At 73.0% G+C, this 19,165-nt stretch carries 15 protein-coding genes; all 15 read right to left on the bottom strand.

Going from position 1 to position 19,165, the window contains the following annotated elements:
* Positions 1 to 46: 46 nt before the first annotated feature.
* The 15 genes from FBZ33_RS10690 to recN all read right to left on the bottom strand — a co-directional run bounded on the left by FBZ33_RS10690 (position 47) and on the right by recN (position 19,161).
* Complete coding sequence (locus tag FBZ33_RS10690) at positions 47 to 817, bottom strand: pseudouridine synthase (protein ID WP_141908900.1); 771 nt, start codon at positions 815 to 817, stop codon at positions 47 to 49.
* Positions 804 to 1,754, bottom strand: coding sequence for an SMC-Scp complex subunit ScpB (gene scpB / locus FBZ33_RS10685; RefSeq protein WP_141908899.1), 951 nt, complete (start codon positions 1,752 to 1,754; stop codon positions 804 to 806). The genes FBZ33_RS10690 and scpB overlap by 14 nt, the downstream gene beginning before the upstream one ends.
* Complete coding sequence (locus tag FBZ33_RS10680; RefSeq protein WP_141908898.1) at positions 1,747 to 2,739, bottom strand: segregation/condensation protein A; 993 nt, start codon at positions 2,737 to 2,739, stop codon at positions 1,747 to 1,749. The genes scpB and FBZ33_RS10680 overlap by 8 nt, the downstream gene beginning before the upstream one ends.
* Before the next feature lie 41 nt (positions 2,740 to 2,780).
* Complete coding sequence (locus FBZ33_RS10675) at positions 2,781 to 3,704, bottom strand: ParA family protein (protein WP_030487987.1); 924 nt, start codon at positions 3,702 to 3,704, stop codon at positions 2,781 to 2,783.
* Positions 3,705 to 3,884: 180 nt separating this feature from the next.
* A complete protein-coding gene (locus FBZ33_RS10670; protein ID WP_141908897.1) occupies positions 3,885 to 4,850 on the bottom strand; it encodes a site-specific tyrosine recombinase XerD in 966 nt (321 codons plus the stop codon).
* A 67-nt stretch (positions 4,851 to 4,917) separates the two neighbouring features.
* Complete coding sequence (gene ald, locus FBZ33_RS10665; protein ID WP_088947530.1) at positions 4,918 to 6,033, bottom strand: alanine dehydrogenase; 1,116 nt, start codon at positions 6,031 to 6,033, stop codon at positions 4,918 to 4,920.
* A gap of 339 nt (positions 6,034 to 6,372) precedes the next feature.
* The gene (locus FBZ33_RS10660) at positions 6,373 to 6,978 is read right to left on the bottom strand and encodes an NUDIX hydrolase (protein ID WP_141908896.1); all 606 of its coding nucleotides are present in this window, start codon (positions 6,976 to 6,978) and stop codon (positions 6,373 to 6,375) included.
* Positions 6,975 to 8,726: a CTP synthase gene (locus FBZ33_RS10655; protein WP_141908895.1), complete on the bottom strand. Its 1,752-nt coding sequence runs from the start codon at positions 8,724 to 8,726 to the stop codon at positions 6,975 to 6,977. Before FBZ33_RS10655 ends, FBZ33_RS10660 begins: the two co-directional genes overlap by 4 nt.
* Before the next feature lie 164 nt (positions 8,727 to 8,890).
* Positions 8,891 to 11,341 carry a hypothetical protein gene (locus FBZ33_RS10650; RefSeq protein WP_141908894.1) on the bottom strand — a complete coding sequence of 817 codons (2,451 nt, stop codon included), beginning with the start codon at positions 11,339 to 11,341 and terminating at the stop codon, positions 8,891 to 8,893.
* Positions 11,341 to 12,510, bottom strand: a complete 1,170-nt coding sequence (locus FBZ33_RS10645) for a glycosyltransferase family 4 protein (protein WP_141908893.1) — start codon at positions 12,508 to 12,510, stop codon at positions 11,341 to 11,343. Before FBZ33_RS10645 ends, FBZ33_RS10650 begins: the two co-directional genes overlap by 1 nt.
* Entirely contained in the window at positions 12,507 to 14,207 is a 1,701-nt protein-coding gene (murJ, locus tag FBZ33_RS10640; protein WP_141908892.1) for a murein biosynthesis integral membrane protein MurJ, read from the bottom strand. Before murJ ends, FBZ33_RS10645 begins: the two co-directional genes overlap by 4 nt.
* A gap of 1 nt (position 14,208) precedes the next feature.
* Entirely contained in the window at positions 14,209 to 15,075 is an 867-nt protein-coding gene (locus FBZ33_RS10635) for a hypothetical protein (RefSeq protein ID WP_141908891.1), read from the bottom strand.
* Between the two features lie 61 nt (positions 15,076 to 15,136).
* Positions 15,137 to 16,078, bottom strand: coding sequence for a copper transporter (locus FBZ33_RS10630; RefSeq protein ID WP_141908890.1), 942 nt, complete (start codon positions 16,076 to 16,078; stop codon positions 15,137 to 15,139).
* A 27-nt stretch (positions 16,079 to 16,105) separates the two neighbouring features.
* Positions 16,106 to 17,284, bottom strand: coding sequence for a putative cytokinetic ring protein SteA (steA, locus tag FBZ33_RS10625; protein ID WP_088951640.1), 1,179 nt, complete (start codon positions 17,282 to 17,284; stop codon positions 16,106 to 16,108).
* 119 nt (positions 17,285 to 17,403) lie between these two features.
* Entirely contained in the window at positions 17,404 to 19,161 is a 1,758-nt protein-coding gene (recN, locus tag FBZ33_RS10620; RefSeq protein WP_141912566.1) for a DNA repair protein RecN, read from the bottom strand.
* Between the last annotated feature and the right edge of the window lie 4 nt (positions 19,162 to 19,165).

Here is a 19,165-nt window from a genome sequence, read left to right as displayed (position 1 = left end):
CTCGGCCGTTGCGAAGCCTACCGGCAGCCGTACCCGAACTCGGGGGTCAGTCACCCACCGCGTTGAACAGGGCGGCGACCTCGGCGTTGGTCAACCGCCGGATCCGCCCGGTGCGCAGGTCACCCAGTCGGATCGGACCGATCGAGGTACGCACCAGCCGGGTGACCGGGTGGCCGACCTCCTCCATCAGCCGCCGGACGATGTGCTTGCGGCCCTCGTGCAGGCTCAGCTCCACCTGGGCGGATTTGCCCAGAGTGTCCACCACCTTGAACGAGTCGATTTTGACCGGCCCGTCCTCCAGCTCGACCCCGGCCAACAGCCGCTTGCTCAGGTTGCGCGGGATCGGCCCGACCACCTCGGCGAGGTAGGTCTTCAGCACCTGGTACGAGGGGTGCATGAGCTTGTGCGCGAGGGTGCCGTCGTTGGTGAGCAGCAGCAGGCCCTCGCTGTCCGCGTCGAGCCGCCCGACGTGGTAGACCCGCTGCTCCAGCCGGGCGCCGATGAAGTCGGACAGCTCGTTGCGTCCCTTTTCGTCTGCCATGGTGGTGACCACCCCGCGCGGCTTGTTCATCGCCACGTAGACCAGGCGGACGTCGACCTGGAGGCGCTCGCCGTCCACGTGGATCACGGCGGTGGCCGGGTCGACCTTGTCGCCGAGCTTGGCGACCCGCCCGTCCACGGTGACCCGGCGGCGGAAGATCAGGTCCTCGCAGGCACGCCGGGAACCCACGCCGGCGGCGGCGAGCACCTTCTGCAGGCGCTCAGCCCCCTCGAAGACAGGGGCGTCGGGTTTGGGGGAACGGTTATCGGGTCGCATCAGCAAGCTCTTCTACGTCGTCGGGCAGGAAGGGTGCGAGGGGCGGCAGCTCGTCAACGGTGTTCAGCCCGAGCTTCTCCAGGAACAGCGTGGTGGTCTTGTACAGGAACGCCCCGCTGTCCGTTTCGGTGCCGCACTCCTCGACGAGGCCGCGGGTGACCAGCGTACGGATGACCCCGTCGCAGTTCACACCCCGGATGGCTGAGATTCGCGAACGGGTCACCGGCTGCTTGTAGGCGACCACGGCGAGCGTCTCCAACGCCGCCTGGGTCAGCCGTACGGACTGCCCGTCCAACACGAACCGCTCAACGTACGTAGCGTATTCCGGCCGGGTGTACAGCCGCCACCCGCCGGCCGCCCGGCGCAGCTCGAACCCGTGGCCGGCGGCGGTGTAGCCGGCGGCGATCTCGTCCAGCACCGGCCCGACCCGTTCGGCCCGCTGCTCCAGCACCTGGGCCAGGACCAGCTCACTGACCGGCTCGTCGACCACCAGCAGGATCGCCTCCAGGGCGCCGCGCAACTCGGTGTCGGACAGCTCCGGCGCGGGCTCCGGCGCGGCCGTCACCCGCCGCCGCCCCGCAGCCTGCCGCCGGGGTACGCCCGCAGCCTCGGACGACTCCCCCACGAACGGCTCGCCGGGCTCCGGCTCGCCGCGGTCCGATTCGGCGCGGTCCGATTCGGCGCGGTCCGGCTCGGCGCGGCCTGATTCGGTGCGGTCTGATTCGGCGCGGTCCAGATCGCCGGGGAGCGCGGCGGGTTCCGGCTCCTGGACGGGCGGCTGCGCCGCGAGATCGTCCGTGGCCGGCGAAGGTGCGGTGACGTCCGACGCGGCCTCTGCGGTGTCCGGTTCGGCGGCGGGCGGACGGGGGCGTTCCCACGGGGGGACCCAGGCGGCCGCCTGGTCGGCCAGGGAGTCCCGGCGATCCTCGTCACTCATCGCGCTCATCCTCCGTCGTTTCCGTCCCGTCCACCCCAGAGGACTCACCCGGCAACTCCGGTGCCTCCGGTCCCCCGGTCTGCGCCACCGGCTCCGGGTCGGCCGGGCTGCCCGCGTACTCGTCGACGTGCACCTCGGTGTCACCGTCGGCCGGGCCGGTCCAGCGAACGGTCAGCTCCTCCAGGGCCTGCTCCTGCACGAAGGACACCAAGCCCTCCCGGTAGAGCTCCAGCAGCGCGAGGAACCGCGCCACCACCTCCAGGGTCGCCTCACAGTCCGCGCAGAGCAGCGAGAACGTGGCCGTGCCGGCCCGGCGCAGCCGGGTAGCGAGGATCGCCGCGTGTTCCCGGACACTGACCCGGACCATGTGCACGTGGGCGATGGAGACCTCCGGCACCGGCTTCGGGGTCATCGCCTTCACGGCCAGCTTCAGCAGCCGCTGCGGACCGATGCCGAGCACCAGGTCGGGCAGCGCGTCCGCGTAGCGGGCCTCCAGGCTGACCGCCCGCGGGTACCGCCGGCCGCCGACGGCCTCCAACTCGGCGATGTACGCCGCCGCTTCCTTGTACGCCTTGTACTGCAACAGCCGGGCGAAGAGCAGGTCCCGGGCCTCCAGCAGGGCCAGGTCGGCCTCGTCCTCCACCTCGGCGGAAGGCAGCAGCCGGGCCGCCTTCAGGTCGAGCAGCGTCGCGGCGATCAGCAGGAACTCGCTCGCCTCGTCCAGGTCCCAGTTGTCGCCCATGGCCCGGATGTAGGCGATGAACTCGTCGGTGACCGTGTGCAGGGCCACCTCGGTCACGTCGAGCTTGTGCTTGCCGATCAGTTGCAGCAGCAGATCGAACGGGCCGGTGAAGTTGGCCAGCCGCACCGTGAAACCGGTGGAAGCCGGCTCGGCGGGCAGGTCGGCAGCCACGTCGGCGGGCGGCACACCATCGACCACCGCCGTGGCAGCGGCCTCGGGCGGGTCAAGGGGTGGCGCGGTCACCGCACGACCGTAGTCCACGAGGCGGGCACCGGGCGTTCCGGCTACCGCTCCGACTGGGCGGCGATCACCTCGCGGGCCAGCTGACGGTAGTTACGTGCCCCGGAGGACGCCGGGTCCATCGTCGTGATCGGCGCACCGGCCACGGTGGACTCCGGGAACTTCACCGTCTTGGTGATGACCGTCTGGTAGACCTTGTCGCCGAACGCCTCCACCACCCGCTGCAACACCTGACGGCAGTGCGTGGTGCGGCTGTCGTACATGGTGGCGAGGATGCCTTCCAGCTCCAGGTCGAAGTTGAGTCGCTCGCGCACCTTGTCGATGGTGTCCAGCAGCAGCGCCACACCACGCAGGCTGAAGAACTCGCACTCCAGCGGGATGAGCACGCCGTGCGCGACGGTCAGCGCGTTGATCGCCAGCAGGCCGAGCGACGGCTGGCAGTCGATCAGGATGTAGTCGTATTCCTTGCGGACCGTGCGCAGCACCCGCGCCAGGGCCATCTCCCGGGCCACCTCGTTGACGAGCTGGATCTCGGCGGCGGAGAGGTCGATGTTGGCCGGCAGCAGGTGCAGCCCCGCGACGTCGGTCTTGATGACGACGTCCTCGGCGATGATGTCGTCCTGCATGAGCAGGTTGTAGATGGACAGGTCGAGGTTGTGCGGATTGACGCCCAACCCCACCGAGAGCGCGCCCTGCGGGTCGAAGTCGACCAGCAGCACCTTGCGGCCATATTCCGCGAGCGCCGCGCCCAGGTTGATGGTGGTCGTGGTCTTACCGACGCCACCCTTCTGGTTGGCCATCGCGATGATGCGCGCGGGGCCGTGCCGATCGGTGGGCATCGGCTCCGGAATGGGCTTGCGCATCGTGTAGGCAGCCGGGTCCGCAGGACCGAGGTCCGCGCCGAGCGTGGCCTGCTGCTCGCGGAGCTCCGACGTCCAGGTCTCGGCACGGTCACCGTTGCCAGCCATGTGCTCGTTGCCCCCTCCCGACGACCCCACCCGGCGTCGGAGCCGTCCGACGTCCTTCGCGGCGCCGCTGCGCACCCCGGTCGTGTCGCCCCAGGAGGTCCGCGCCGATGCCGACTGTACGCCACCGACCAGCAGGGGGTTCGGCACCGGCCCGGCGTGTCGGAGCCGACCGCGACCTGTTCAGCCCCGGGCGCGCGGATGCGCGGTGGCGTACACCTCGCGCAGCCGCTCCACGGTGACCAACGTGTAGACCTGGGTGGTGGTCACCGATGCGTGCCCGAGCAGCTCCTGGACCACCCGGACGTCAGCGCCGCCGTCGAGCAGATGCGTGGCGTACGAGTGGCGCAGGGTGTGCGGGGAGACGGCCGCGGGCCCGTCGACGGGCAGCCCGGCCCGCTCGGCGGCGCGGCGCAGGATTCCCCAGGCGCCCTGGCGGGACAGCGCGCCACCGCGGGCGTTCAGGAACACCGCCGGTGTTCCCCGGCCGGAGGCGGCCAGCCCGGGGCGGGCCCGGACCAGGTACGCGCGGACGGCGTCGACGGCGTACCCGCCGATCGGCACCAGCCGGACCCGGCCGCCCTTGCCACGCAGCAGAACGCTGCCCTCCTCGGTGTCGAGGTCGTCCACGGCGGCACCGACCGCCTCGGAGATCCGCGCCCCGGTGCCGTACAGGAACTCCAGCAGCGCCCGGTCGCGCAGCGCGAGGGGCGCGTCCTCGCCGGTGGCGGTGATCGGGCCGGCGATGTCCAACAGCCGGACCACGTCGTCGACCGGCAGGGCCCGGGGCAGCCGTCGCGGCGGGGTGGGTGGGCGGACGTCGCGGCTGGGGTCGACGCCGGCCAGCCCCTCACGCAGCGCGAAGCGGTGCAGGCCGCGGACCGCGCTGGCCGCCCGGGCGGCGGAGGAGACCGCCAACGGCGGGTGGCCGTCGTCGCCCGCGCGCAGCCGCGCCAGGTGCGCCTCGACCAGGCCGGCGCCGACCGACGCGAGGTCGGTGACGCCGGCGCCGACCAGGGTGTCGAGATAGCGGTCCAGATCCCGACGGTACGAGGTGAGCGTGTTCGCCGACAGGCCACGTTCGACGGTCAGGTGGTCGAGGTAGCCGCGCACGGCACGACGCAGGACCGGCGCGGGCTGTTCGCCCACGCCGGCGCCGGCTACACCGTCGGTCAGTGCCCTGCCCCTCGGCTCGCTACCGCTCGGCCGCCACCGCTCAGGCCAGCGCGTCGGCCAGCGGGAGCACGTCCATGCCGTGCGCCTCGGCGACCGGGCCGTAGGTGACCTGCCCGTCGTGGGTGTTCAGGCCCAACGCCAGCGCCGGGTCGTTGCGCAGCGCCTCGCGCCAGCCCTGGTTGGCCAGCTCCAGGGCGTACGGCAGGGTGACGTTGGTCAGCGCGTAGGTGCTGGTGTTCGGCACCGCGCCGGGCATGTTCGCCACGCAGTAGAAGATCGACTCGTGCACCTTGTAGACCGGGTCGGCGTGCGTGGTGGGGCGCGAGTCCTCGAAGCAGCCGCCCTGGTCGATGGCGATGTCGACGAGCACACTGCCCGGCTTCATCCGGGAGACCAGCTCGTTGGAGATCAGCGTCGGCGCCTTCGTGCCGGGCACCAGCACCGCGCCGATGACCAGGTCGGCGTCGAGCACGGCCCGCTCGACCTCGTAGGCGTTGGACGCGACGGTCTGCAGGTGGCCCCGGTAGATGGCGTCGGCCGAGCGCAGCCGGGCGACGTTCTTGTCCAGCAGCAGCACCTCGGACTGCAGGCCCAGCGCGATCGCGGCGGCGTTCATGCCGGAGACGCCGGCGCCGATGACCACGGTCTTGGCCGCGTACACCCCGGAGACACCGCCGGGCAGCACACCGCGACCCCCGCCGGTGCGCATCATGTAGAAGGCGCCCATCTGCGGGGCGAGCCGGCCGGCCACCTCGGACATCGGGGCGAGCAGCGGCAGCGACCGGTCGGGCAGCTCGACCGTCTCGTACGCGATGCCGGTGACCTTGCGGTCGACCAGCGCGTCGGTGCATTCCTTGGAGGCGGCCAGGTGCAGGTAGGTGAAGAGCACCTGCCCCTCGCGCATCCGGTGGTACTCCTCGGCGATCGGCTCCTTGACCTTGAGCACCAGCTCGGCGGTCTCCCACACCTCGTCGGCGGTGCCGAGGATCTTCGCGCCCGCGGCGGCGAACTCCTCGTCGGTGATGCTGGAGCCGACGCCGGCGCCCGACTCGACGAAGACCTGGTGACCGCTGCGGGTGAACTCGTTGACGCCCGCTGGCGTGATCGCCACGCGGTACTCGTGGTTCTTGACCTCGCGTGGGATTCCGACCTTCACGATGCAGACACCTCTCTTCGGGGCTGCTCTCCCCCGACTGCTCGGTGCCGCGACGGCCCCATTGCCACCGCGGTCCACCGGTCCCGCCGGCGGCAGTCTAGGCGCGCCCGGTGCCGCCGCGAGCCAGCACAGTGGCATCCGGTGCCCGGATGGCCTGACGGAGTGTCAGGGCGCCGCCCGGACTCGCCGGTGCGCCATCGCCCCCGCCGGCGGGACAGTGTTCGACCATTATCGCCTGATCTGCCGGATGCCGCTGAGGACAGCCGGCAAGGGCCCCGCGGCTGACCGCGGGGCCCTTTTCACGCGTACCCCCCTCGCGGGGGTGACCGGCGACGACGCTCAGCGTGGCAGCGGCGCGTCCGACCGGCGCAGCGTCGACCAACCGGTGTCCCGGGCGCGGGCGGCGGCGAGCAGCCCGGCCACCGCGGACGCGTTGGTGATCTCACCGGCCAGGACCATGGCGACCGCCTCGTCCAGGTCGATCCGGACGACCTGGAGGTCGGCCTCCTCGTCGCGGCGCTCGTGACGCTCGTCGGCCGGCACCTCGGCGAGGTCCCGGGCGAGGAAGACCCGCACCAGCTCGTTGGTGAACCCGGGCGAGCTGTGCAGGTCGACAAGCACGTCGACCCGCCCGGCGGTGAGGTCGGCCTCCTCGGCCAGCTCCCGCAGCGCGGCAGCCGGCAACTCCTCGCCGGAGACGTCCATCAGCCCGGCGGGCAGCTCCCACAGGTGCCGCCCGACCGGGTGCCGGTACTGCCGGATCAGCACCACCTGGCCGGCGTCGTCGAGCGCCACCACGGCCACCGCCCCGACGTGCCGGACCAGGTCACGCATCCCGGTGCCGCCGCCCGGCATGGTCACCTCCTCGGTGACCACGTCGAAGATCCGCCCTCGGTACCGCTCCTCGCGGGAACGCACCTCGTAGCGGTGTTCGAGTTCGCTCATGAGGAGGACGCGGCCTTGGTCGAGGCGCCGTTGCGGGCGGCCTTGCGCGTCGTCGGGGCCTCCGACGCCGCGTCCAGGTCGACCGGCAACTGGTCGGCCTGCGAGTACGCCACAGCGGCCTTGACGAACGACGCGAACAGCGGGTGCGGTCGGGTGGGGCGGCTCTTCAGCTCCGGATGCGCCTGCGTGGCCACGAAGAACGGGTGCAGGCTGCGGTCCAGCTCGACGAACTCGACCAGCCGGCCGTCCGGCGAGGTGCCGGAGATGTGCAGACCCGCCTTGGTCAGCGCGTCCCGGTAGGCGTTGTTCACCTCGTAACGGTGCCGGTGCCGCTCGCTGATCTCGGTGCTGCCGTACGCCTCGGCGACGATCGAGCCCTCGGTCAGCGTCGCCGGGTACGCCCCGAGCCGCATCGTGCCGCCCAGGTCGCCCTTGCCGGCGACGATGTCCTCCTGATCGGCCATGGTGGCGATGACCGGGTGCGCGGCCTGCTCGTCGAACTCCAACGAGTTGGCGCCGTCCAGGCTGGCCAGGTGCCGGGCCACCTCGATCGTCATGCACTGCAGACCGAGGCAGAGGCCGAGCAGCGGGATGCCGTTCTCGCGGGCGTACCGGGCGGTGCCGATCTTGCCCTCGATGCCGCGCACGCCGAAGCCGCCGGGAATGAGGATGCCGTCCACGCCGGCCAACGCCGCCGCGGCACCGGCCGGGGTGACGCACTCGTCGCTGGGCACCCACCGCAGCTGCACCCGGGCCCGGTGGCCGAACCCGGCCGCCCGGATCGCCTCGCTGACCGACAGGTACGCGTCGGGCAGGTCGACGTACTTGCCGACCACCGCGACGGTGACCGTGTGCCGGGGCCGGTGCACCCGCTCCAGCAGGTCGTCCCAGCTGGTCCAGTCCACGTCCCGGAAGGAGAGGCCGAGGCGGCGCACCACGTACGCGTCGAGGCCTTCCCGGTGCAGCACCTTCGGGATGTCGTAGATGCTCGGGGCGTCCGGGGCGGCGACGACCGCCTCGGTGTCCACGTCGCAGTAGAGCGACAGCTTCTCCTTGAGCTTCACCGGGATCTCCCGGTCGCAGCGCAGCACGATCGCGTCCGGCTGGATGCCGATGTTGCGCAGCTGCGCCACCGAGTGCTGGGTCGGCTTGGTCTTCAGCTCACCCGACGGCGCCAGGTACGGCACGAGGGAGACGTGCAGGTAGAAGCAGTTGTCCCGACCCAGGTCGTGGCGGACCTGGCGGATCGCCTCCAGAAACGGCAGCGACTCGATGTCGCCGACGGTGCCGCCGACCTCGGTGATCACCACGTCGGGGAGGTGGCCGTCCTCGTCCGGGTCGGCCATCGCCAGGATCCGGGACTTGATTTCGTTGGTGATGTGCGGGATGACCTGGACGGTGTCGCCCAGGTATTCCCCGCGCCGCTCCTTGGCGATCACGTCGGAGTAGATCTGGCCGGTGGTGACGTTCGCCTTGCCGGACAGCGCCCGGTCGAGGAAGCGCTCGTAGTGCCCGACGTCGAGGTCGGTCTCGGCGCCGTCCTCGGTGACGAAGACCTCACCGTGCTGGAACGGGTTCATCGTCCCCGGGTCGACGTTCAGGTAGGGGTCGAGCTTCTGCATCACCACCCGCAACCCGCGCGCGGTCAGCAGGTTGCCGAGGCTGGAGGCGGTGAGGCCCTTACCCAGCGAGGAGGCGACGCCCCCGGTGACGAAAATGTGCCTGGTCGTCCGTGCTGATGGGGCCAAGGCCTGCTCCCGTGTCGTCTGTCGCGGTCATGCAGACCGCCGTGCTTGATCAGCAAAAGTGATCACGCGATCCACGGGATTCGACGGTAACACCTCCCGGGCGGGTACCCGCAGGCCGCACCCCGGCTGCGACACCTGCGGGTCATCCGGAGGCGGTCCGGCGCTCAGGAAGCGGCAACCTCGGTCGATGACCGGGTGACCTGCCGGGGCGGCACGGCGGCCCCACCACCGGTCGGCTCCCCCGGGGCGTCGGTCGGCTCCGCCGGGGCGTTGCTGGGCTCGGCCGGGGCGTCGCTGGGCTCCGCCGGGGCGTCCGGGGCCGGGGTGTCCGCTGTGGGGGCGTCCGGGGTCGGGGTCACCGGCGGTGGTGCGCTCGCGGGTGGGCCGCTGATCGGACGGGGGTGGACCGCGCCGAGCGGCCCGCCGCCACCGGTCGGACCGTCGCCGCCACCGGTCGGGCTGACCCCGCCGGAGCCCGAGTCGTCGTCGGCGCCGTCGGCGAAGGAGCGGGCCGGGACCGGGCGGGTCCGGTCGGCGGCGTGCCCGAGCACCCGCAGCGACGCCAACGCGGCCATCGGCACCACCATCGCGGCGGCGGCGCCCATCACGTCCAGCGCCGCGCCGTCGAGCACGCCACCGAGCACAGCGGCGACGACGGTGCCCGCCAACGCGGCCCGGACCGCCGGGTAGATGCCGAACAGCCGCATCAGCCCACCCCACGGCTGCAACAGGGCGAACCACACCAGCAACCCGCCGGTCAGCGCCAGCACGGTCAGCGGGCTGTTGACCAACGTCTCGAAGTTCTCCGTGCTGGAGCGGTGCACGGCGAACCCGCCGGTGCCGTCGCCGAGCGCGGACAGGAACCGGCCCAGGCTGCCCCGCTCCGCCGACGGGCGACGCAGGTCCACCACTGCGAAGCCGATGCCGACCGCCAGAGCGGCCATGGTGGCCCACGCCAACCGGCTGATCGTCAACCACCCGCCGGCGCTGATCACGGCGGCGACGCTCACCCCGGCGGTGAGCGCGATCGCGCCGACCGGGTCGGCACCCAGGAAGGGGCTGCCGACCACCACCACGGCGAGGCCACCCACGGCCACCATCACCGCCGGCCGCCAGCCGCGGTGCACCCGTTGGGCCAGCCAGCCGCCGGCGAGCAACGCGCCGGCGAGGAACACTCCCAGCCCCACCGTGCTCAGCCCGGAGTATCGGCCACCCTGCAGAGCGGAGTAGCCGACCACTCCGTTGAGCTGAAGGCGGGCGCCGGTGAGGACGTCCAAGCCGACGACGAGGGTGGTGAGGCCGGCCACCGCGCCGACCGGGCCGAGGGTGCCCGCGTACCCGGGGGTGAACCGCACCGCGGCGGTGCCCGCGGCCACCAGGAACGCGGTGACCCCCGCGAAGATCCACCCGGGGTGCTCGCCCTGCCACCACGGCACCGCGTCGGCCAGCAACGCCGCCGGCACTGTCAACGCCGCGGCGACGAGCAGCAGCTCCACCACCGCCACGACCCGCCCCGAGACGGGCGTCGGGCCACTCGGCCCGGCGTGCGGGCGGGCCCGGCGCAGCAGCGGCAGGATGCCAATGGCCAGCAGCACCTGCACACCGGCCAGCAGCGTGAAGAACACGGCGGAGACGTCGCGCTGGGCGGCCGCCTCCCGATCGGCGTCCGCCGGGGCGTTGATCGCGTCGGCCAGGTCGGCCGGACGGCCGCCGGTGCTGACCGCCGGACGACCGAGGAAGAGCCGCTCCGGCATCGGCCGGCCCAGCGCGGCGAGCGCCGTCGGCGCGAGGTCGACGAGTTGCAGGTAGCCGTCCCGGCCGGTGCTCGCCGAGGTGAGCCACCCCCGCTCCCAGCCCGGACCGTCGGCGACCGCCACGTGCAGCCGCGACGGCTGTGCGGTGTCGGAGATCCCCGCTACCAGCACCAACGACCGCGGTGGACGGGCGGCCAGCACCCGGGCCAGTTGGGCGTCCGCCTCCCGGGCCTCCTCGGCGCGGGTCGCCGGGTCGGTCCCCTCGACAGTGCCGAGGTCGACGATGCTCAGCACGCAGGAGCCCAGCAGAGTCCGCGGATCAGTGGGCAACGCCGAGGCGTACCGGTCGACGCGGCCGAACGGTCGCGCGGCGGCCACTGCCGCACCCGGGCCCACGGCGACGGAGCAGCGCACCGACTCCGACAGCGATCCGGGCGTCGCGTTCCACGGCAGGCGCTGCTGGTTGTACTGGACCACGCTCTCCTGGTCCGGCAGGTTCGCGCCGATGCCGTCGGGTTGTTCGACAGCCACCCCGGCCGCCGGGCAACCGCCGGGCAACCGGCTGCCGTTCCACCCGGCGAAGCTGCCCGCGCCCAGCGTCAGCCAGCCGTCCACCGGGCAGGTGGGTTGGTGTGCCGAACGCACCGACAGCGAGCCGATCGACCCCTCCTGGGCCATCCGCCACAGCGTCGGGGTGCTCTGCGGATCGACGTCCTCCCAGCGCAGCCCCGCGACCCCGGCGAGCACCACGAAGTCGGCGGTGCGTCGCGGGCTGTCCTGCGTCGGGCGCGCGGCGAGGGCGGTGACACCCAGCGCCACCACGAGCACGGTCAGCAGGGCGGGGGCGATTCGGCGCAACATCACCGGTGTCCCGTTCTGGGGGCGTCGGAGCCCGGGGTGGCCGCCGGGCCGGTGTGGTCGGCGGCCAGCTCGGCGTAGAGGGCGGCCAGCGTGGCGACGGTGTCCGTCTCGGTCGGCCACGTCGCCGCCCGTTCGGCGCCCCGCCGGCCCAGCTCGGCCCGGGCCGCCGGGTCGTCCAGCAACGCGCGTACCGCCGTGTCGACCGCGTCGACGTCCCCGGCGGGGATCAGGGTGGCGGCGTCGCCGACCAGCTCCGGCAAGCCGCCGACAGCGGTGGCGACCAGCGGTACGCCGGCGCGCAGCGCCTCCTGGGCGAAGAGCTGCCGGGCCTCCCAGTCGCTGGTCACCACCGCCAGGTCGGCGCCGGCCAGCAGGTCCGCCACGTCGGTGCGGTGCCCCAGCAGGGTGACCGGGGCGCGGGCCGCGGACGTCCGGGCCGCCAACGGCAGGTACGCGGGCCCGCTGCCCGCGATCACCACGACCGGCGGTGGGGTACGCGTACGCCAGCGGGCGGCGGCGTCGATCAGCACGTCGTAGCGCTTCTGCGGGTGCAACCGACCCACCGACAGGATCAGCGGCTGGTCCGGGCGAACCCCGAACTCGGCGCGTACGGCGGCCGGGCGTCGACGGGGCGCGGGCAGCGTGGGTGCGGCGACCGGGGCGAGTCGGGCGTCGGTGGCGCCCAGCGCGGTGACGCGTCGCACCAGGTCCGTGGAGGCGCCCAGGGCCACCCGGGCACCACGGACCACCACGCGCTCCGCGAGTCGGGACATGCCACCGCGCAGTCCACCGGCGAGTACCGCGTTGTGCCAGGTGACGATCAGCGGTGCGGCGGGACGGGCCAGCACCGCGACCAACCCGGCCCGCAGGCCGTGCGCGTGCACCACGTCGACCCGGGAGCCGGCGAGCGCCCGACGCAGGGCCAGCACGGCCCGCGCGTCGGCCGGCGTCGGGCTGGCCGGGATCTCCACCGGCGCGAACCGCGCACCGACCCCGGTGAAGTCGAACTGCTCCTGGGTCGCGGCCGGCCCGCAGACCACGACGGTGGCGCCGCCGGCGACGAGGCCACGCGCCACCGAACGGACGTGCTGGCCGACGCCACCGGTGCTGGACGCGAGCACCAACGCGACGCTGCCCGAAAAGCCGGCAGGCAGAGCTTGCTCACTCATCGCGCGGCCGTCTCCTTCCCGTCGCCCCGTTTCGGGGAGACAGCGCCCGACGTCGGCCCGCCGCCCCGGCCCCGTGGCCCCCACCGAGGCAGACGGCGCAACACCCGGCTGAGCATTGGCTGCACGTCCTGCCGGTCGACGAACCAGACCACGGCGAAGAACACCACCCCGACCAGAACCCCGGACAGCATGCCCTGACCGAACGCCGTCGCCATCGTCGGGGTGCCGCCCCCGGGCGTGTCGAGCCATCGGGTCAGGCCCAACCCGGCGAGCGCCGCGAGCACACCGGCGAGGCCACCGGCCGCCCCGGCCCGTGCCGCGCCGGCGAGGGCGGGACGGCCGGCGCTGCGCAGCACCGCCGCGAGCAGCAGCGCCCCGAGCACCAGCATCCCCACCGAGTTGGCGGACGTCACCGCGAGCACCCGGTCCCGCAGGGGCAGCAACGCACCGAACAACACCACGGTGGCCGGCACCACGAGAAAACCGACGGCGGTGGCGACCGTGGCGGCCCGGGTCTGCCCCCTGGCGTAGAGCGCCCGGGTGAGCACCGCGAACAGGCTGTAGCCGACCAGGCCCGGGGCGTACCCGATGATCGCGGCGGCGGCGGTCGAGGCCGAGTCCGTGGACGCGGGGAAGAAGAAGTGCCCGACCGGGCCCGCGGTCCCGATCAACGCGGCCGTGCCGAGGCAGCTGAACAGCAGAACGCCGCGCACCGCCGACGACAGGGTCGCCCGGTAGGTGCCCTCGTCACCGGCGGCCCGCGCCGCCACCAGGGTCGGGTAGGCCGCGATGGCCAGCGGCACCGCCAGCACCGCCCACGGCAGCAGGTAGACGCTCTGCACCAGGTTGTAGACGCCCGGGTTGCTGCGCGCGCCGGCGGTCACCTGGTTCAGGCTGACAATCAGGGCGATCTGCTGCGTGGTGACGGTGACCGCGCCGGCCACCGCCAACCCGCCGACCCGGGCCCGCGCGTCGGCGGGGAACCCGAACCCGGGCCGCGCCCCCAGCCGCAGTCGGCGGACCGGGATCAGCAGCGACAACGACAGCACCACCACACCGAGGGTGGTGCCGGCGGAGAGCAGCACCTCGCCGCCGGGGCTCACGCCGCCGACGGTGGCGTACCTGCCCTGCGTCGCGGTGAACCCCAGGTAGACGACGATCACGGTGAGGCTGGACAGCAACGGGGCCAGCACCGGCCAAGCGAACCGGCGATGCGCCTGGAGCACACCGGTGAGCACGATGCCGACCCCGTACAGCGGCAGTTGGGGTGCGAAGATCCGCAGCATCCGGACGCCGCTCTGCTGCTGGGCGGTGGTCAGATGGTGGCCCAGCGACTCGACCACCGGCCCGGCGAACACCACCACCAGCAACGCGAGCGGCACCAGCAGGGCCAACGTCCAGGTCAACAGCGCCCCGGTGGTGCGGGCCACCGCCGTCCGGTCGCCCGCCGCGACCGCGCCGGCCAGCAGCGGTACGACGAGACTGGCCAGCGCTCCCCCGGCGACGATCTCGAAGATGAAGTTCGGCACGGCGTTGGCCACCACGTAGGTGCCGCCGAGGTCGGTGGGCGCCAGGCTCCAGGTGAACACGGCGGTGCGACCGAAGCCGGCGAGGCGGCTGGCGACGGTGAGGACGGCGATGAGCGCGGCTGCCCCGGCCAGCCGGCCGGCGCCGGCGAGGGGGGCCGGTCGGGTCACGTCAGTCGGCGCGCCGGCCCAGTGCGTCGAGCTCGCGCAGCCCCGGCGTCCGCTGGATCACCGACGTGAAGCTCACCTTCTCGCTCGCGGCGGTCAGGCCGGCGAGCACGGCGAGCAGCCCGGCCCGGCCGAGCGGGCCGGTGCGGGCGGCGAGCGCGACGCCGAGCAGCGCCCCGAGCGCGTTCGCCCCGCTGTCGCCGAGCATCACGTCCTCGCCCAGGTCGTCGCGGAGCAGGCCGGCGGCGGCTCCGGCCGCACCCGCGGCGATCCCGCCGTGCGGGCCACCCGCCAGGGGCGCGGCGAGCAGCAGCCCGGACTTGATCGCCCGGCCCGGCCGCAGGTCGAGCAGGTTGAGCAGGTTGGCGGTGCCGGCGATCACGCCGGCGCCGAGCAGCACGTCGACGCCCCGCCCGAACGCGCCGTGGCGCTGCCGGCGCGGGTGCGCGGCGACCCGGGGGTCGGCGGCCAGCAGCGCGGCCGCGCCCAGCCCGGCGGCGCCCACCCCGACGACCTTCACCAGGCCCGCGGTGACCCGCCCCTCGCGCAGCGCGGCGAGGTGACCGGCGAAACCCTTGGCTGCCTTCTGCTCCGGCCGCGCGCCGACCACATCGTCGTAAAGCCCGACGCCACCGGCACCGAGGCCGGCGACCAGGGCCGCCCCACCGGAGGCGCCGCTGGTGGCACCGAACGCGCCTGCGGCGGCAGCACCGGCGGCAAGCGCCGGCCCGGCGGCCAGGCTCACCGTGCGACCACGAAAGTTGGTGCGGTCCAACGTGGGCCCGGCCGGTGAGGTCCGCACCTCACGCAGCGCGTACCGGGCCGCCGCGGCGCCAGCGCCGGCGATCAACAGCCGTCCCAGCGCCCTCACGCCACCCTCCGATGCGCTCGCGCCGCCTCGTCGATTACGGACACGGGGGTACGTCGTTCGCTCACTGGGGCAGTCTAGGCAGCAGGGATGCGGCGTTGTCGCCGACGCCGTACTGTCCGGCCCTCTTCTCGGTGAGTTGCTGCACCAGGGCGAGGCTGGTGACCAGCTGACCCTGCCCGGTGTTGGCGTTGTCGACAGTCGAGATGGTCTGGGCGAGTACCGGGTCACCGCGGACCACCGACACCAGGTTGCCGCCGACGGAGCCGTTGCCGGCGACCACGATCGACCCGGTGCGGTCGAACTGCTCGGCGATCTTGACGACCGACTCGTCCCGCTTCTCGGAGTCCTTGTCGACGTACGGCTGGCCGCTGACCACGACGACCGCCTCCGCCGACCCGGTGACCTTGTTGCTGTCGGTGGTCAGGTAGCCGGCGTTGTTGTACGCGGCGAGCACCGCCCGCCGGTCGGCGTCGCTGACCGGCGCGGTGCCCTGGGTCCGGTCCAGCAGGACGCTGGCCAGCAGCGCGCTGGAGGTCTCCACACCGTGCCCGTTGCCCGGCAGGCCGGTGGTCTGCGCGGTCGGGCGGGCGGCGGTGACGGCCAACTCCAGCAGGTTGGAGTTGTTGTCCGGGTTGATGAACTTGTCCTGGAGGTCGACGCGACCGGTGATGGTGGCCCCGCCGAGCTGGAGCTTCTTGAGCACACCCTCGGTGTGGTCGCGCCCGTTGGGCAGGCTGAGCACCACCACCCGGCGTCCGGTGAGGGTGCCGGGCAGGACGACCTGCGACATCTCCTCGGCGAACTTCTCCTCCATGCCGAGCTGCTTCTCCATGTTGCTGACCGTCTGGCGCCAGTTCTGGTTGTCCTTGCGCAGACCGGTGACCTGCCCCTCGAGGGAGTCGGCGACCGGGCCGTTGAGGGCGGCTGTGCCGACCACCAGGCCGATCGCCAGAGCCAGGAAGACCGCGGTGAGGGACACCACGTGGTAGCGGAAGTTGATCACGCTTGCAGCCTCTTGATCGGTCGGGAACTAGAAGAGCCGGTACAGCTGGAACACGAAATTGTCCCACCATTCGGCGACGACGCCCAGGTACGCCTTTCCTACGGTCGAAACGGCCACCGCGGATGCCATCGCCGCGATCGCCGACAGCACCAGCAGGAGCAGCGACGAGCCGGAGATGCTCTGCCGGTAGAGCCGGCTCACACCCTTGGCGTCGACCAGCTTGCCACCAACCTTGAGCCGGGTCAGGAAGGTCGAGGCCATCCCGCCGCGCCCCTTGTCGAGAAACTCGACAAGGGTGGCGTGGGTGCCCACCGCGACCAGCAGCGACGCGCCCTTCTCGTCGGCGAGCAGCATGGCAAGATCCTCGCTGGTAGCCGCGGCCGGGAAGGTCACCGCCGGGACGCCGAGGCCGTTGACCCGCGGCAGGCCGGGGGCGCGCCCGTCCGGGTACGCGTGCACGATCACCTCGGCGCCGCACCGCAGCACGTCGTCGGTGACGGAATCCATGTCCCCGATGATCATGTCGGGGGTGTAGCCCGCCTCGACCAGGGCGTCCGCGCCGCCGTCGACGCCGATCAGCACCGGCTTGAACTCCCGGATGTACGGGCGCAGCACGTCCAGGTCGGCCTTGTAGTCGTAGCCGCGCACCACGATCAGGCAGTGCCGGCCCTGGATCTGGGTGTCGATGTCCGGCACGCCCACACCGTCAAGCAGCAGGTCGCGCTCCTGGCGCAGGTAGTCCATCGTGTTGGCGGCGAACGCCTCCAACTGCACCGACAGACCCTCCCGGGCGTCGGCCATGGCCTTGGCGACCGTCTCGGCGTCCTGCAGGCTGCCGTGGGCGACCGGCTCGTCACCGGCGAAGACCGTGTTGCCCTCGATGCGCACCTGGTCGCCTTCGCGGATCCGTTCGAAGACGCCCTCGCCGAGGTCGTCGAGGAGCGGGATGCCGGCGGCGACCAGGACCTCCGGGCCGAGGTTCGGGTAGCGGCCGGAGACCGACGGCTTGGCGTTGAGCACCGCCGCGACACCGACAGCTACCAACGAATCCGCCGCCACCCGGTCCAGGTCGACGTGGTCGATGATCGCGATGTCACCAGGGCGCAGCCGACCGACCAGGCGTTTCGTCCGGCGATCAAGGCGCGCGGTGCCGAGGACTCTGCCCGGTTCGGAGCTTCTGTTTCGGCGCAACGTGGGTAGACGCATCGTGACCATCCTGGCATGTGAGGCAGGCTTTTCTGTCGCGACATGCCTGAGCAGGGCCGCCTACCCAGGGAAGCACACGTCGGCACAAGCCGGTGTGCTTGCGCTCACAATACGCGGCGTCACAACCGCCTTTCCTTGGCGGCCACGGCCAGAAGCTCCTCGGCGTGGGCGATACCCAGATCGGAGTCGGGCAAACCTGCCAGCATGCGGGCCAGTTCCCGGGCCCGCTCGGTGTCCTCCACGACCCGCACCCCGCTGGTCGTCACCGCGCCCCCGGTGTCCTTCGCCACCACGAGGTGGCGGTCGGCGAACGCGGCCACCTGCGGCAGGTGCGTGACGACCAGCACCTGGTGGCTGCGGGCCAGCCGGGCCAGCCGCCGGCCGATCTCCACCGCCGCCTGACCGCCGACACCCGCGTCGACCTCGTCGAAGACCAGCGTGGGCGGGCCACCCGAGCCCGCGAAGACCACCTCGATGGCGAGCATCACCCGGGACAGCTCACCGCCGGAGGCACCGCGCTGCAACGGCAACGACGGCGCGCCCGGGTGGGCCAGCAACCGCAGCTCCACCTCGTCGCCGCCATCGGGGGTGACACCCACCTCGACACCGTTGACCGACAGCGTCGGCTCGGCGCGCCCGGCCGGGCGAGGCAGCACCGCCACCTCGATGCGCGCGTGTGGCATGGCCAGCCCGGCCAGCTCCACCGTTACCTGGTCGGCGAACCGGACCGCCGCCTCCTGCCGGGAGGCCGACACCCGCCCGGCCAGGTCGGCCACCTCGACGGCGAGCCGCTGACCCTCCCGCTCCAACTCGTCGAGCAGATCGTCGGAGCTGTCCAGATCGGACAGTCGGGTCCGCGCCCGATCGGCCCAGGCGATCACACCGTCGACGTCGTCGGCGTACTTGCGGGTCAGGGCGCGCAGCGCCGCCCGCCGCTCGTAGACGTGCTGCAACCGGGCCGGGTCCGCGTCGAGCGTCGCCAGGTATGCCGACAGCTCCGCCGACACGTCGGTGACCAGCGTGGCCGCCTCCTCCAGGCGCGACGCCAACTCACCCAGCGCCGGGTCGGTGCCGGCCTGCGCCTCCAGGGTCCGTCGGGCGGTCCCGAGCAACACCGCCGCGTCGGGCGTCTCCTCGGCGGCCTCGGCGCCACCGGCCACACACTGCTGGGCGATCTGCGCTGCCGTGCGCAACCCCTCGGCGTGCTCCAGCCGCTGCGCCTCGGTCTTCAGCTCGTCGTCCTCACCGGGCTGCGGATCGACCCGGGTGATCTCGTCCAGGCCCAGCCGCAGCAGATCGGCCTCCTGGCTGCGCTCGCGGGCGTTGCGCCGCCGGTCGGCCAGGTCGTCGACCACCCGCCGCCACCCCGTGTACGCCTCGCGCAGCGCGTCGAGCAGCTTCTCGTGCGCCGGGCCGGCGAAGCGGTCCAGTGCGGCCCGCTGCTCGGCCGGGCGCAGCAGCCGCAGCTGGTCGGACTGCCCGTGCACGGCCACCGCCTGCTCGCCGACCTCACCGAGCATCGACACCGGCATGCTGCGGCCGCCGACATGGGCGCGTGAGCGCCCCTCCACCGTCACCGTCCGGCTCAGCAGCACCGAGCCGTCCTCGTCGGGCTCCCCACCGGCCTCGGTGATCCGCGCGTGCACGGCGTCGGCGACCCGCCCGGTCAGGCGCAACCGCCCCTCGACCACCGCCCGGCCGGGTTGGGCGCGAACCCGCCCGGCGTCGGCCCGGCCGCCGAAGAGCAGGCCGAGGCCGGTGACGACCATCGTCTTGCCCGCACCGGTCTCGCCGGTGATGACGTTCATCCCGCCGGTCAACGGCAGCGTGGTGTCGTCGATGACGCCCAGTCCGGTGATGCGCAGCTCTTCCAGCACAGCC

Origin of the sequence: Micromonospora sp. A202 (assembly GCF_006715105.1) — a bacterium.
Taxonomy (GTDB): Bacteria; Actinomycetota; Actinomycetes; order Mycobacteriales; family Micromonosporaceae; genus Micromonospora; species Micromonospora zamorensis.
This window is presented reverse-complemented; position numbering and strand designations above follow the sequence as displayed.

Coding starts and splice junctions, on each gene's coding strand:
- FBZ33_RS10690 (WP_141908900.1), bottom strand. CDS start 817: ATGCGACCCGATAACCGTTCCCCCAAACCCGACGCCCCTGTCTTCGAG.
- scpB (WP_141908899.1), bottom strand. CDS start 1,754: ATGAGTGACGAGGATCGCCGGGACTCCCTGGCCGACCAGGCGGCCGCC.
- FBZ33_RS10675 (WP_030487987.1), bottom strand. CDS start 3,704: ATGGCTGGCAACGGTGACCGTGCCGAGACCTGGACGTCGGAGCTCCGC.
- FBZ33_RS10660 (WP_141908896.1), bottom strand. CDS start 6,978: ATGAGCGAACTCGAACACCGCTACGAGGTGCGTTCCCGCGAGGAGCGG.
- FBZ33_RS10650 (WP_141908894.1), bottom strand. CDS start 11,341: ATGTTGCGCCGAATCGCCCCCGCCCTGCTGACCGTGCTCGTGGTGGCG.
- FBZ33_RS10645 (WP_141908893.1), bottom strand. CDS start 12,510: ATGAGTGAGCAAGCTCTGCCTGCCGGCTTTTCGGGCAGCGTCGCGTTG.
- steA (WP_088951640.1), bottom strand. CDS start 17,284: ATGCGTCTACCCACGTTGCGCCGAAACAGAAGCTCCGAACCGGGCAGA.